At 65.5% G+C, this 14,655-nt stretch carries 11 protein-coding genes; 9 read left to right on the top strand and 2 right to left on the bottom strand.

Going from position 1 to position 14,655, the window contains the following annotated elements:
- Window positions 1–5: 5 nt before the first annotated feature.
- Window positions 6–1,928, bottom strand: coding sequence for a PAS domain-containing sensor histidine kinase (locus C7A17_RS15600; protein ID WP_199796330.1), 1,923 nt, complete (start codon window positions 1,926–1,928; stop codon window positions 6–8).
- Between the two features lie 140 nt (window positions 1,929–2,068).
- On the opposite strand from C7A17_RS15600, the gene C7A17_RS15595 reads away from it, so the two are divergent.
- The 7 genes from C7A17_RS15595 to C7A17_RS15565 all read left to right on the top strand — a co-directional run bounded on the left by C7A17_RS15595 (window position 2,069) and on the right by C7A17_RS15565 (window position 10,526).
- Window positions 2,069–3,688, top strand: a complete 1,620-nt coding sequence (locus C7A17_RS15595) for an acyl-CoA synthetase (RefSeq protein ID WP_106738877.1) — start codon at window positions 2,069–2,071, stop codon at window positions 3,686–3,688.
- A gap of 87 nt (window positions 3,689–3,775) precedes the next feature.
- Window positions 3,776–4,102 (top strand): DUF485 domain-containing protein, encoded by a 327-nt coding sequence (locus C7A17_RS15590; protein ID WP_106738876.1) that lies wholly within the window; start codon window positions 3,776–3,778, stop codon window positions 4,100–4,102.
- Complete coding sequence (locus C7A17_RS15585) at window positions 4,099–5,760, top strand: cation acetate symporter (protein ID WP_106738875.1); 1,662 nt, start codon at window positions 4,099–4,101, stop codon at window positions 5,758–5,760. Before C7A17_RS15590 ends, C7A17_RS15585 begins: the two co-directional genes overlap by 4 nt.
- Window positions 5,761–5,870: 110 nt before the next feature.
- A complete protein-coding gene (locus tag C7A17_RS15580; RefSeq protein ID WP_106738874.1) occupies window positions 5,871–7,643 on the top strand; it encodes an acyl-CoA dehydrogenase C-terminal domain-containing protein in 1,773 nt (590 codons plus the stop codon).
- A 138-nt stretch (window positions 7,644–7,781) separates the two neighbouring features.
- Window positions 7,782–8,960 (top strand): acetyl-CoA C-acetyltransferase, encoded by a 1,179-nt coding sequence (locus C7A17_RS15575; RefSeq protein ID WP_106738873.1) that lies wholly within the window; start codon window positions 7,782–7,784, stop codon window positions 8,958–8,960.
- An 80-nt stretch (window positions 8,961–9,040) separates the two neighbouring features.
- Entirely contained in the window at window positions 9,041–9,907 is an 867-nt protein-coding gene (locus tag C7A17_RS15570) for an MBL fold metallo-hydrolase (protein WP_106738872.1), read from the top strand.
- 139 nt (window positions 9,908–10,046) lie between these two features.
- A complete protein-coding gene (locus C7A17_RS15565; RefSeq protein ID WP_106738871.1) occupies window positions 10,047–10,526 on the top strand; it encodes a YbaK/EbsC family protein in 480 nt (159 codons plus the stop codon).
- Window positions 10,527–10,596: 70 nt separating this feature from the next.
- On the opposite strand, the gene C7A17_RS15560 is transcribed toward C7A17_RS15565, so the two are convergent.
- Window positions 10,597–13,008 (bottom strand): hybrid sensor histidine kinase/response regulator, encoded by a 2,412-nt coding sequence (locus C7A17_RS15560; protein ID WP_106738870.1) that lies wholly within the window; start codon window positions 13,006–13,008, stop codon window positions 10,597–10,599.
- 221 nt (window positions 13,009–13,229) lie between these two features.
- Here C7A17_RS15560 and C7A17_RS15555 point away from each other — a divergent pair, with 221 nt between their 5' ends.
- The gene (locus tag C7A17_RS15555; protein ID WP_106738869.1) at window positions 13,230–14,027 is read left to right on the top strand and encodes a bifunctional hydroxymethylpyrimidine kinase/phosphomethylpyrimidine kinase; all 798 of its coding nucleotides are present in this window, start codon (window positions 13,230–13,232) and stop codon (window positions 14,025–14,027) included.
- Window positions 14,024–14,650, top strand: a complete 627-nt coding sequence (gene thiE, locus C7A17_RS15550; protein WP_106738868.1) for a thiamine phosphate synthase — start codon at window positions 14,024–14,026, stop codon at window positions 14,648–14,650. The genes C7A17_RS15555 and thiE overlap by 4 nt, the downstream gene beginning before the upstream one ends.
- The last annotated feature ends 5 nt before the right edge of the window (window positions 14,651–14,655 follow it).

Genomic DNA, 14,655 nt, shown 5'->3' with positions numbered 1-14,655 from the left:
TCGGATTACCTCTCGCTTTCCTCCCCTCTACCCAGTGGCAAACGGCACTCCAGACACAGTCCGCCACCCTCGGCAGGGAAGGCTTCCAGCGCGCCACCAAAGCCCTCGACGATGCTGCGACTCATGGACAGGCCAAGCCCAAGGCCATCAGCCTTGCTGGTGTAAAAGGGCGTGAACAGCTTGCCCAGTTGTTCCTCGCTGACGCCCGGCCCCTGATCGATCACCCGGATCGCCAGGCTGCCGTCGCGCTCACCGGCCTCCAGGCGCACCTGCGAGGGCACGCCCGGGTGCAGGTCGCGGTTGGCCTCGATGGCGTTGCGCAGCAGGTTGAGCAGCACCTGTTCGAGCAATACGCGGTCGGCGAACACTGACGGCAGATTGTCCGGCAAGCCGTCGCTCACCGCCACCTGCGCCGTACCCGCCTCCCAGTTGCACAGGCGCACCGCCTCGCGGGCCACCTCGGCCAGGTTGAGTGCCTGCATGCGCCGCTGGCCCTTGCGCAGGAAGGCACGCAGGCGCTTGATCACGGCCGAGGCGTGGTTGGCGTGCTCGGTGATACGCGCCAGGCCCTGGCCCACCTTGTCCACACCGGCCGGATCGCCGCCCACACCCAGCAGGTAGCGCTGGCTGGCGCTGGCGTAGTTGACCACCGCCGCCAGCGGCTGGTTGATTTCGTGGGCAATACCCGAGGCCAATTCGCCCAGGGTAATCAGGCGCGTGGTGTGCGCCAGCTCGTCTTCCAGGCGCCGCTTGTTCTCTTCGGCCTGGATGCGCGCGGTGATGTCTCGCGACACGCTGACCACCTCGACCACGGCACCGGTGTAGGTTTCACGGATGGCGCGACTGGCCGTCTCGAACCACAGGTAGCGCCCGTCGCGATGACGGATGCGGTAGGTCATGGTGTGGTAGCCGTCTTCCTCCAGCGCTTCACGCGCCTGCTTGGCCTGCTGATTGAGCTCCTGCGGGTGCAGCAGGCTGTCGACCGCCACACCGCGCAGTTCTTCCGGCCAGTAACCGAGCAGCGTCCAGCTGGCAGGCGTGGCGTCGAGGAACACACCGTCGGGGGTGTGCCGGGAAATCAGGTCAGTGGTGTTCTCGGTGATCAGCCGGTACAGGCGCTGTGCCCGCGCCGCCTTGCGGCTCTCGCGCACTTCGCGGGTGGCTTCGCGACAACGCGCCAGCACGCGTTGCTCCACCTGATCCGGGATGAAGCACCAGATCAGGATGCGCTCGCCGTCCTGCGCCTCTACTGCCTCGATGGCGCGGCGCTGCTCCAGGCAGGCGCGCACCAGCGGCAGATGGTTGACCGGCAGCAGTTCGCCGACCTGCGCCAGCGAGCGCTCGCCGAGTAGTGTCTGCAGCGCCGCGTTGCTTTCCAGCAGGCGCGCCTCGGCATCGAGCAGCAGCGCCGGCTGTGGGTCGGCCGAAAGCAGCGGTGCGCTGCGTGCCAGACCAGCCGCCAGCTCGACCATCTGCGCGAGCATTTCGCGCAGCCACGGCAACCACTCCACCCCCGCCGCCTCGTCGACCTGCAGCAACAGTACGCCGGGCTGGCCGGGTTGTAGCTCTAGGGCCAGCGCCTGGCCGTGGTGCAGCGCCGCGCGGCGCAGGCGTCCGGCCAGCCAGCAGGGCAATTGCCGCAAGGCGTCGAAGGTCAGTGCGGGTTGCTCGCCGAGGGCCGAGAACAGCGCTTCGTCGCTGGCCTCCAGCGGATCGCCCATGCCCGGCGGCAGGCGTGGCCCGTCGTCTTCCTGGGCATAAGTGCGGCTGGCCGGCTGCCAGGCCAGGTACCAGGCCTGGCGCACCTGTGGGCAACCCAGCAAGGCACGGCGCAGGGCGATGGCTCGCTCAGCCAGCGGCGGCGCCTCGCGCTGGATGCGCAGCCACGACTGCAGGGGAACGGCGGAAAGACGCGGGTCGACATTCATATAGTAATTATTCTATAAAACCTTGGTACAACTTCCATAAAAAACAGAAATAACCTATAAATTAACGCCAGCAAGCTTCGGTAATGCCTGCATAATTACCGGAATAACCAGAGCTAACAATCAGCCAAAGGTGTATCGCCATGTCGATCTACGAACAGGGCCTCAGCCGTGCCCCTGTCAACCATGTCGCCCTCAGCCCGCTGAGCTTCATCGAACGCACCGCCGCCATCTACCCGCACTACCCAGCGGTGGTGCATGGCTCGATTCGTCGCAACTGGGCCGAGACCTACGCACGCTGCCGGCGCCTGGCCTCGGCGCTGGCCGGTCGTGGCATCGGCCAGGGCGATACGGTGGCGGTGATGCTGCCGAACATTCCGGCGATGCTCGAAGCGCATTTCGGCGTGCCGATGATCGGCGCAGTGCTCAACACCCTCAACGTGCGCCTGGACGCCGAGGCCATCGCCTTCATGCTGCAGCATGGCGAGGCCAAGGTGGTGATCGCCGACCGCGAGTTCTATGACGTGGTGCACGCCGCCATCGGTATGCTCGACCACCCGCCGCTGGTGATCGACGTCGATGACCCCGAGTACGGCGAAGGCCAGGCGGTCAGCGACCTGGACTACGAGGCTTTCCTCGCCGAGGGTGACCCGGAATTCGCCTGGCAATGGCCGACGGACGAGTGGCAGGCCATCAGCCTCAACTACACCTCCGGCACCACCGGCAATCCCAAGGGCGTGGTCTATCACCACCGCGGCGCCTTCCTCAACGCCATGGGTAACCAGATGACCTGGAACATGGGCAACCATCCGGTCTACCTGTGGACATTGCCGATGTTCCACTGCAATGGCTGGTGCTACCCCTGGACCATCACCGCCCTGGCTGGCGTGCACGTGTTCCTGCGCCGCGTCGACCCGGCGAAGATTCTAACCCTGATCCGCGACGAGCAGGTCACCCACCTGTGCGGCGCGCCCATCGTGCTCAACGCACTGGTGAACATGCCGGCCGAAGCCAAGGCGGCCATCGATCATCCGGTCAAGGCCATGGTCGCCGGCGCCGCGCCGCCCGCCAAGGTGATCGGCGCGGTGGAAGAAATGGGCATCGCCGTAACCCACGTCTACGGCCTCACCGAGGTCTATGGCCCAGTGACCCTGTGCGCCTGGCACGCCGAATGGGACGAACTGCCGCTGGAGGAGCGCGCCACTATCAAGGCGCGCCAGGGCGTGCGTTACCCGACCCTGGAAGGGGTGATGGTCGCCGACCCGAAAACCCTGGAGCCGGTGCCGCGTGATGGCCAGACCATCGGCGAGATATTCATGCGCGGCAACACCGTGATGAAGGGCTACCTGAAGAACCCCAGCGCCACCGCCGAGGCCTTCGAGGGCGGCTGGTTCCACACCGGCGACCTGGGTGTGTGCCACGCCGATGGCTACGTGGAAATCCGCGACCGCCTCAAGGACATAATCATCTCCGGCGGCGAGAACATCTCCACCATCGAGGTCGAGGGTGTGCTCTATCGCCACCCAGCGGTGCTGGAGGCTGCCGTGGTCGCCCGCCCGGACGAGAAATGGGGCGAGACGCCCTGCGCCTTCATCACCCTGAAGACCGGCCAGCAGGTCAGCGACAGCGAGATCATGGCCTTCTGCCGCGAACACCTGGCCGGCTTCAAGGTGCCCAAGACCGTGGTCTTCACCCAATTGCCGAAGACCAGCACCGGCAAGATCCAGAAGTTCGTCCTGCGCGATATGGCCAGGACGCTGTAACCCCCATCCGGCGCCACCGGTGGCAGGCCCTGCGCCTACCACCGTGGCCCCGTTCGCCTGGCCACAACAAAAACAAGGAGCCGTAGCATGAGCCAACCCGAAACGATCCACACGCTGCGATACGCACGCATCCGCAACCACCCCAAGTTCCAGGAGCTGGCACGCAGCCGTGCCCGCCTGGCCTGGACGCTGACCGCCCTGGTGCTGGGCGGCTACTACCTGTTCATGCTGGTGGTGGCGTTCTTCCCGCAGTGGCTGCACGCGCCGCTGGAAACCGGCAGCCAGCTGACCGTCGGCATCCCCGCCGCCGCGGCAGTGATCGTGCTGTCCTGGCTGCTCACCGGCTGGTACGTGCGCGTTGCCAACACCCGTTTCGACGCACTCAGCGCCGAACTGCTGGAGGAGCTGCAATGAAGCGCTTTTCCCTGCTCGGCAGCGCCCTGCTCGCCCTCGCTCCCCTGGCGGCCAACGCCGCACCGCTGGTGGCCGAGAAACAGCCCATCAACCTGCACGCCATCGCCATGTTCTTCGTGTTCGTCGTCGCCACCCTTATGATCACCTGGTGGGCGGCGCGGCAAACCAAATCCACCTCCGACTTCTACACCGCCGGCGGCGGCATCAGTGGCTTCCAGAACGGCCTGGCGATCGCCGGTGACTACATGTCCGCTGCGACCTTGCTGGGCCTCTCCAGCCTGGTGTTCGCCAAAGGCTACGACGGCTTCGTCTACACCGTGGCGTTCTTCGTCGGCTGGCCGGTGATCACCTTCCTGATGGCCGAGCGCCTGCGCAACCTGGGCAAGTACACCTTCGCCGACATCGTCTCCTATCGCCTCGACCAGACCCGCATCCGCACCTTCGCTGCCTTCGGTTCGCTGACCGTGGTGTGCTGCTACCTGGTGGTGCAGATGGTCGGCGCCGGCCAGCTGATCAAGCTGCTGTTCGGCCTCGACTACAGCACGGCGGTGATGGTGGTGGGCGCGCTGATGCTGGTCTACGTGATCTTCGGCGGCATGATCGCCACCACCTGGGTGCAGATCATCAAGGCCGTGCTGCTGCTCGCCGGTGGCACCACCCTGGCCGGCCTGGCGCTGGCCGAGTTCGGTTTCAGCCTGGAGACCCTGGCCGCCCGCGCCGTGGAAAGCCATGCCATAGGCTGGAACATCATGGGGCCGGGCAGCATGCTGGCCGACCCGATCAACGCGGCATCGCTGTCGCTTGGTCTGGTGTTCGGCATCGCCGGTCTACCGCACATCCTGATGCGCTTCTTCACCGTGCCCAACGCCAAGGAAGCGCGCAAATCGGTGTTCTACGCCACCGGCTTCATCGGCTTCTTCTTCCTCGTGGTGATGGTGCTGGGTTACGCGGCCATCGTCATCGTCGGGCGTGATCCGCAGTTCTTCGTCGACGGCGACCTGTCCGGCGCGCTGGTCGGTGGCGGCAACATGGTGGCCATGCACCTGGCCAAGGCCGTAGGCGGAAACCTGTTCCTCGGCTTCCTCTCGGCCGTGGCCTTCGCCACCATCCTCGCGGTGGTCGCAGGCCTTGCCCTGGCCGGCGCGTCGGCCATCTCCCACGACCTGTACGCCACCGTGCTGAAGAAGGGCCAGGCCAGCGAACGCGAAGAAATGCGCGTGACCCGCTTCGCCACCATCGGCCTGGGTATCGTCGCCATCGGCCTGGGCATCCTGTTCGAGAAGCAGAACGTCGCCTTCCTGGTCGGCCTGACCTTCGGTATCGCCGCCTCGACCAACTTCCCGGTGCTGATCATGGCCATGTACTGGAAAGGCCTGACCACCCGCGGTGCCCTGCTGGGCGGTTTTGCCGGGCTGATCAGCGCGCTGACGCTGGTGATCCTGTCGCCGGCGGTCTGGGTCGCGGTGCTCGGCAATGCGCAGGCGATCTACCCTTACGATCACCCGGCACTGTTCTCCATGCCGCTGGCGTTCATCGTCATCGTCCTGGTGTCCAAGCTCGACAACAGTGCCCGCGCGGCCCGCGAGCGCGAGGCCTTCGACGATCAGTTCGTCCGTGCACAGACCGGCCTGGGGGCGGCTTCCGCCTCCAGCCATTGATTCACCACCCCAACCGGGGTGAGCAAGCGGAGCACCTGACTGTCGAATGCCAGGTGCTCCTTCTCCGTTTCACTGGCCGGGTTCGCCCGGCGTCACGCATGAGGTGACCGATGCCCGAATTCAACGCCCCGCTGCGCGACATGCGCTTCGTCCTCCATGAAGTCTTCCAGGCCCCCAGCCTGTGGGCACGCCTGCCGGCCCTGGCGGACACCGTCGATGCCGATACCGCCGACGCCATCCTCGAAGAAGCCGCCAAGGTCACCGGCGGCCTGATCGCCCCGCTCAACCGCAGCGGCGACGAGGAAGGCGCGCAATGGGAAGGCGGCAACGTACGCACCCCGGCCGGTTTTCGCGAGGCCTACGCCACCTACACCGAAGGCGGCTGGGTCGGCCTGTCCGGCAACCCGCAGTACGGTGGCATGGGCATGCCCAAGATGCTCGCCGTGGCCTTCGAGGAAATGCTCTACGCCGCCGGCTCCAGCTTCGCGCTGTACTCGGCGCTGAGTTCCGGCGCCTGCCTGGCCATCGACGCCCATGCCAGCGAAGAACTGAAAACCACCTACCTGCCGCCGATGTACGAGGGCCGCTGGGCCGGTTCCATGTGCCTGACCGAGGCCCACGCTGGCACCGACCTGGGCATCATCAGAACCCGCGCCGAGCCGCAGGCGGACGGCAGTTACAAGGTTACCGGCAGCAAGATCTTCATCACCGGCGGTGAGCAGGATCTGACCGAGAACATCATCCATCTGGTGCTGGCCAAGCTGCCGGACGCACCGGCCGGGCCGAAAGGCATCTCGCTGTTCTTGGTACCCAAGGTAATGGTCAACGCCGATGGCAGCCTGGGCGCACGCAACGCGGTGAACTGCGGCTCCATCGAGCACAAGATGGGCATCAAGGCCTCGGCCACCTGCGTGATGAACTTCGACGGTGCCACCGGCTATCTGATCGGTGAGGTCAACAAGGGCCTGGCGGCGATGTTCACCATGATGAACTACGAGCGCCTGTCCATCGGCATCCAGGGCATCGGCTGCGCCGAGGCGTCCTACCAGTCGGCTGTCAGCTACGCCCGCGAACGTATCCAGAGCCGCGCCGCTAGCGGCCCAGTGGCCAAGGACAAGGTCGCCGACCCGATCATCGTGCACGCCGACGTGCGCCGCATGCTGCTGACCATGAAGGCACTGAACGAAGGCGGTCGCGCCTTTGCCTGCTACGTCGGCCAGCAGCTCGACCTGGCCAAGTACGCCGAGGACGCGGATGAGCGGCAGAACGCCGAAGCCCTGGTCGCCCTGCTCACTCCGGTGGCCAAGGCCTTTTTCACCGACACCGGGCTGGAAAGCTGCGTGCACGGCCAGCAGGTGTTCGGCGGCCACGGCTATATCCGCGAATGGGGCCAGGAGCAGTTGGTACGCGACGTGCGCATCGCACAGATCTACGAAGGCACCAACGGCATCCAGGCACTCGACCTGCTAGGGCGCAAGGTGGTGGCCAATGGCGGCGCCGCGCTGCGCCTGTTCGCCAGCGAAGTGCGCGACTTCGCCCATGCCCATGAATCGCCGTTCGGCGAACGCCTGGTGGAAGCGCTGGAGCGCCTGGAAGCGCTCAGCGGCTGGCTGCTGGAGCAGGCCAAGGGCGATCCCAACTCGGTGGGCGCCGCCTCGGTGGAGTACCTGCACCTGTTCGGCTATGTCGCCTACGCCTACATGTGGGCACGCATGGCGGCCGTGGCGCAGACCTCGCAGAGCGAAGACGACGTCTTCTACAGCGGCAAGCTGGCCACTGCAGAGTTCTTCTTCGCCCGCCTGCTGCCGCGCACCCTGAGCCTGGAGGCGAGTATTCGTGCTGGAAGCCAGCCTCTGTACGGCCTGGCCGCAGAGCAGTTCTAAACGTAGGGCGAGTGCAACCCGCCACTACCAAGCCGGCGAGTTGCACCCGCCCTACAGGATTGAGCGTTCGCGCGGCGTCAAGCCGCGCTTTTTTATTCAAACCTCGGCTGCGCCATATTCAGCCGACGAGGAGCCTCTATGCGTGAAGTCGTAATCGTCGCCGCCTGCCGCACCGCCATCGGCAGCTTCCAAGGCGCGTTGAGCCGTACTCCAGCCCCGCAGCTAGGCGCCGTGGTGATCCGCGAACTGCTGACCCGCGCCGGCATCGATGGCGAACAAGTCGACGAGGTGATCCTCGGCCAGGTGCTCACCGCAGGCAGCGGGCAGAACCCGGCCCGGCAGAGCGTGATCCTCGCAGGTCTTCCGCACACGGTGCCGGCCATGACCCTGAACAAGGTCTGCGGCTCCGGCCTCAAGGCGGTGATTCTCGGCGCCCAGTCTATCCAGTGCGGCGACGCCGACATCGTCATCGCCGGCGGCCAGGAGAACATGAGCCTTTCGCCCTACGTAATGCCTGGCGCCCGCAACGGTATGCGCATGGGCCATGCACAACTGGTCGACAGCATGATCCAGGATGGTCTGTGGGATGCCTTCAACGACTACCACATGGGTATCACCGCCGAGAACCTGGCCGAACAGTACGGCATCGACCGCGCCGAACAGGACGCCTTCGCCTTGCGCTCGCAACAACGCGCCCAGGCTGCCATCGAGGCAGGTCGTTTCGCAGGCGAGATCGTGCCGGTGGAAATCCCGCAACGCGGCCGTGAACCTCTGAGTTTTAGCCAGGACGAGCAGCCGCGTGCCGGTACCAGCCTGGACAGCCTGGGCAAGCTACGCCCGGCCTTCAGGCACGACGGCACGGTGACCGCCGGCAACGCCTCGACCCTCAACGACGGCGCCGCTGCGGTGCTGCTGATGAGCGCCGAGAAAGCCGCTGAACTGCAATTGCCGGTGCTGGCACGTATCGCCGCCCACGCCAGTGCCGGCGTCGACCCGGCCGTGATGGGCATTGGCCCGGTATTCGCCAGTTGCAAGGCACTGGAGCGCGCCGGCTGGAGCCTGGAGCAGCTCGACCTGATCGAGGCCAACGAAGCCTTCGCCGCCCAGGCCATCGCCGTTGGCCGCGAGCTGCACTGGGACAGCGCCAAGGTCAACGTCAACGGCGGCGCCATCGCCCTCGGCCACCCCATCGGCGCATCGGGCTGCCGCATTCTGGTCAGCCTGATCCACGAAATGCAGCGCCGTGAAGCACGTCGCGGCCTGGCCACGCTATGCATCGGCGGCGGTCAGGGTGTGGCCCTGGCCATCGAGCGCTGAAACAATCGCCATACCCGGTGGATCAGCTCCAGGCGTTCCATCCAAAGCAATAGCCAAACGACAAGAACAAGAGAAACCCCATGCGAACCCTGACCACCCTGACCGGCAACAGCCAGAAACTCGATGGCGGCGCCATGTTCGGCAATGCGCCCAAGGCCCTTTGGCAACGCTGGATGCCCGCCGACGAACTGAACCGTATCGACCTCGGCTGCCGCGCCCTGCTGGTGCAGGAAGACGAGCGCAACATCCTGGTGGAAACCGGCATCGGCGCCTTCTTCAGCCCGGAGCTGAAACAGCGCTTCGGCGTGCAGGAAGATCGTCACGTGCTGCTCGACAGCCTGGCGGCGGTGGGCCTGAGCGATGCCGATATCGACATCGTGGTGCTCACCCACCTGCACTTCGATCATGCCGGCGGCCTGCTCGCCGCCTGGCAGGAAGGCCAGCCCGCTCGCCTGCTGTTTCCCCATGCCCGCTTCATCACGGGGCGTCGCCAGTGGCAGCGTGCACGCCAGCCCCATGCCCGCGACCGCGCCTCCTACATCCCGGAACTGCTCGATCTGCTGGAAAACAGTGGCCGCCTACTGCTGATCGACGAAACCGACAGCTGCGAGCAGCTCGGCCCCGACTGGCGCCTGCACTGGAGCGATGGCCACACGCCCGGCCAGCTTCTACCGGAAGTGGCCATGCCAGGCGGGCCGGTGGTATTTCCCGGCGACCTGATCCCTGGCGCGCCCTGGGTGCACCTGCCGATCACCATGGGCTACGACCGCTTCCCCGAAGGCCTGATCGAAGAGAAGGAAGCACTACTCAGCGATCTGTTTTCCCGGGGCGGTCGGCTGGTGTTCACCCATGACCCGGACGTTGCCGTGGGCCGGGTGACGCGAGATGAAAAAGATCGCTACGGGCTCGATGAAGCGGCGAACGCGGCACATCTGCTGGCAAACTGACGCCATCAGGTCTTGACGTCTACGTCATGCAGCGCGAGCATGGCCGCTTGTTTCAGCCGTGGTCGCGACCACAGCAGCGCCCCAGGGACGGATCGCGCCTGCTGACCACAGCCCTCCGACAGCCCTGGGGAATCGCTTCATGAGCCTGGCCTCTGTACGCGCCTTCTTCGCCGCCAAGGCGCCCGACATTCCGATCATCGAGTTGCAGACCAGCACCGCCACCGTGGCGCTGGCCGCCGAAGCCCATGGCGTTTCGCCGGGGCAGATCGCCAAGACCCTGGCCTTTCGCATCGCCGAACGCGACGTGCTGATCGTCGCCCGTGGCGATGCGCGCATCGACAACCGCAAGATGAAGGAATGCTTCGGCGCCAAGGCGCGCATGCTCGATGCGCAGACGGTCATCGAACTGACCAGCCATCCGGTCGGCGGAGTCTGCCCTTTCGGCCTCGCGACGCCACTGAGCGTCTACTGCGACCGCTCGCTGCTGGCCTTCGAAGAAGTGCTGCCGGCAGCCGGTGCCACCCACAGCGCCGTACGCATCGCGCCGCAGCGCATGGCCGAACTGGTCGATGCCGAATGGATCGATGTCTGTCTGGAAGTGGAAACCGAGGCCTGCTGATTCGCCGGTAAGAGCCGCTTTCAACAGGTTGATGATTGTGGCCTTCAGCGAAATACGCTTACGACAGTTATTAAACCGAATCAGAAATGATTGATGTGCTGGCCGGCCGGCAAAGTACCCAGTCATGCAGCAGCACGCGCAACTCGTCGAACTTCACTGGCTTGGCCAAGTAGTCGCTCATGCCGGCAGCCAGGCAACGCTCGCGGTCTCCGCTATGACTGTGGGCGGTGATCGCCAGCACCGGCACATCAGCGCAACCCGGCAGCGCACGCAGTGCCCGGCAGGTGGCGAAGCCGTCCATTACCGGCATCTGGCAATCCAGCAGCACGGCGTCGACGCTCTCCTGGCGCAATAACTCGAGGGCCTCGGCGCCATTGTCGGCGGTGCGTACCCGGTAACCGAGCTTGAGCAGCATGCCGCGCGTCACCAACTGGTTGATTGCGTTGTCCTCGACGATCAGCACGGTGCATTGCTGGGCCTGGCGCTGCAGCACAGTGCCGGCTCGCCGTGGCGGGCGCGTCGTGGCGCTCGCAGGCTGCTGTGGCGGTAGCGTCAAGGGCACGTCCAGGCGGAAGCGGCTACCGACGCCAGGCACTGACTCATGCTCCAGCGCGCCGCCCAGCAAGTCGACCAGGTGCCGACAAATCGCCAAGCCGATACCCAGGCCGCCGTACTTGCGGGTCATGGAGCCATCGAGCTGATGGAAACGCTGGTAGAGGTCGCTGTCACTGAGTTCGAAGCCGATGCCGGTATCGCTCACCAGCACACTCAAAGGCAGGTTGTTGCCGATATGACCGCCAGGGCCGACGTGCAGGGTCACGCGGCCTTCGCTGGTGAACTTGATCGCGTTGTCCAGCAGATAACCAAGGGCCTGGGCCAGTTTGGCGGCGTCGCCTTCCAGGGTATCGGGCAAGTTGTCATCCAGCTCCAGCGCGAACGTCAGGCCTTTGTCCTCGGCGCGCGGTGCGTACTGGGCCCGCAGGCCATCGAACAGTCCGCGCAGGCTGAACGCCTCACGTCGCGGGTAGAGCTTGCCGGCCTGCAACTCGGTGAGAGCAAGGATATCGTTGACCATGCGCATCATGTCGCGCGCGGACGCCGCCGCGGTCTTCTGATACTGCTCAAGCTCGACATCCATCTTCACCGTCTGCATCAGTTCCAGTGAGCCGATCACACCATTCATCGGCGTGCGCAGCTCATGGGTGACGGTGGCGAGAAATTCATCCTTGAAGCGGTTGCTGTCAGCCAGTTCCTGGTTGAGCGCCTCGAGCTTGCGCCCGGCATCCTGCAGGATACGCGTGCGCTCTTCCTTCATCGCATTGATACGGTCGGCCAGTGCCAGCGAAAGCAGGCCGACCTCCAGCGCCGAACCGATCTGGCTGGCGTACATGGTGAGAAACACGTTGGGCAAATAGCCAAGCACCATCAGCGTATTGACGATGCCGCCGGCGAGAAAGGCGGTCCAGGCGAAGATGAAATAGCGCGCCACGCGCATGCCGCGCAGCCAGGCGAGGATGCCGGCCGAGAAGATCAGTACGGTGAAGCCCAGCGCCAGGTAAGTAGCCAGACGCAGCGCCGTGGCATAGCTGATGGTCAAGGACAGGATCATCACCAGTGCGCCGCTGCCCATCAGCAGCATCAGGCCCCGGTCGACCCAGGGGCTGTGTTCGGAGGTGTGCAAAAAGCTGCGGGCGAACTGGCAGCCGAACAAGGCGGCCGAGCCGATCAGAAAGGGAGTGGCAGCGTTGGCCCACCACGGGCTGTTAGGCCAGAAGTATTCGATGCCCGCGCCATTGACCGACACCTGATACAAACCGAACGAAGCGATATAAAGGATGTAGTAGAGGTAGCTGGTATCGCGAACGCTGAGGAAGATGAACAGGTTGTATACCAGCATCACCAACAGTACGCCGTAGATAATGCCGAGCACGTAGATGCGTCCCGGCTGTTCTTCCAGATAGGCATTCGGCGCCCACAGCGTCAGCGGCGCCTGAATCGAGCCCTGGCTCTCCAGACGCAGATACAGGCGCTGAGCCTGCTCTGGCTGCAGATTCAGCTCGAACAGGTAGTTGTTCTGCTTGATCTGCCGGCTGTCGAACGGCAGCGCGTCGCCCGTACGCTGTGCCAGCTGGAAACGGCCCTCGGCATCGGGCAGATAGAGTTCGATGTGATCGAGCGGTGGGTAGCTCAGTTCCAGCAGCCAATTGCGCGCGCCCTGTGCCTCCTGCGGCCGGTATTCAAGATCCAGGCGCAGCCAGAATACCGAGCGCGAATAGCCAGCATTGAGCACAGGCTTGTCGTGCAGCCGGAAGCTGCCTTGCAAGGCTGGCGAGGCGACGTCATCGATGCTGGCATCGCCGCGTACATCTTCGAAAACATAGATCGCCTGCCCCAGAGGCAGGCTGCGGCTGTGCTCGTCGAACACCAGGGCACTGGCCAGGCCAGGCATCAAGCAAAAGAGACAAAGCAGGAGGTAGCGCATGCGGCCCGGCCAGAACCCTCTACGACGTGCCGGGAGCCGCCCGCTCACCGCTTCGCACACCGTCCTGGGCAGAGTTATCGTTAGCGCCGCACTCTAGCACAGGCACTGAAAATCGGCGTGAGGCCAGACTTGATCCAGCCGACAGTTTTTCATCGCACGGCACCCTGCCGCAGCCGACCAGGCGGTCTCGTCGTGGTGATTTGGTGGTAAGCTCGCCCGCCATGAACATGACCCATTCCCGCCCCGTAGTGCTGTGCATGTCCGGTCACGACCCCAGCGGTGGTGCCGGCCTGCAAGCCGATATCGAAGCCCTGCTGGCCCAAAGCTGCCACGCCGCCCCGACGGTGACCGCCCTGACCGTGCAGGATACCGTCGACGTCTCCGACTTCCGCGTGCTCGACCGTGACTGGGTGCTGGCCCAGGCCCGCACCGTGATCGGCGATCTGCCCGTGGCCGCCGTCAAGCTCGGCATGCTCGGCTCGGTCGAGATGGTCGACACCGTACTCGAAGTGATGAGCCAGCTGCCTGGCGTTCCACTGGTTTGCGACCCGGTGCTGCGTGCAGGTGGCGGCGGCGCGCTGGGCAAGGACGAAGTCGGCTACGCCATGCGCGAGCGACTGTTCGCCGCTTCCACCATCGCCACACCGAACCTGCCGGAAGCGCGCATCCTCGCCGAACTGCCCGACGGCAGCGCCGACGAGTGCGCCGAGAAGCTCCTGCCGTTCATCGAGCACCTGCTGATCACCGGTGGCCACGGCGACGAAACCGAAGTGCACAACCGCCTGTATTGCCGCGACGGCAGCCGCCACGACTTCACCTGCCCGCGCCTGCCGGGCAGCTACCACGGTTCCGGCTGTACACTGGCCAGTACCCTGGCCGGCCGCCTTGCCCTGGGCGAGGAACTTGTCAGCGCCGTACGCAGCGCCCTCGACTACACCTGGCGTACCCTGCGTGACGCCGAGCAACCCGGTCGCGGCCAGTACATTCCGCGCCGCCTGCCGCTGGACTTCTTGCAATGAAGAACCTGCGCGGCCTGTATGCGATCACCGATACGCCGCTGCTGGCCGACGGCAAGCTGCTGCCTTATAGCGAGGCCGCTCTGCGCGGTGGCGCGCGCCTGCTGCAATACCGCGACAAATCCGGCGACGCCGGGCGACGCCTGGACGAAGCTCAGGCCCTGGCCGAGCTATGCAAGCGATATGACGCCACCTTGATCATCAACGATGACCTGGAGCTGGCCGCACGCCTCAACGTCAGCCTGCACCTGGGTCAGGGTGATGGCTCCCTGGCCGCCGCACGCGCTCGCCTCGGCGAGGATGCCGTGATCGGCGGCACCTGCCACGCGCAGCTGGAGCTGGCCGAGCGCGCCGTCGCCGAAGGCGCCAGCTACATCGCCTTTGGCCGCTTCTTCAACTCCCACACCAAGCCCGGCGCCCCGGCTGCCACCGTGGAGCTGCTGGACGAGGCGCGTGCACGCTTCGCCCAGCCCATCGTCGCCATCGGCGGCGTGACCCTGGAAACCGCTCCCGGCCTGATCGCCCGCGGCGCCAGCATGGTCGCCGTGATTCACGCCCTGTTCGCCGCGGACTCCACCACCGCGGTGGAAGACCGCGCCCGCGCCTTCGCCGCGCTGTTCGTTTGATCCAT

Origin of the sequence: Pseudomonas mendocina, assembly GCF_003008615.1 — a bacterium.
Classification (GTDB): domain Bacteria; phylum Pseudomonadota; class Gammaproteobacteria; order Pseudomonadales; family Pseudomonadaceae; genus Aquipseudomonas; species Aquipseudomonas mendocina_C.
The sequence above is the reverse complement of the archived record's forward strand: the minus strand, read 5'-3'. Positions and strand labels throughout refer to the sequence as shown.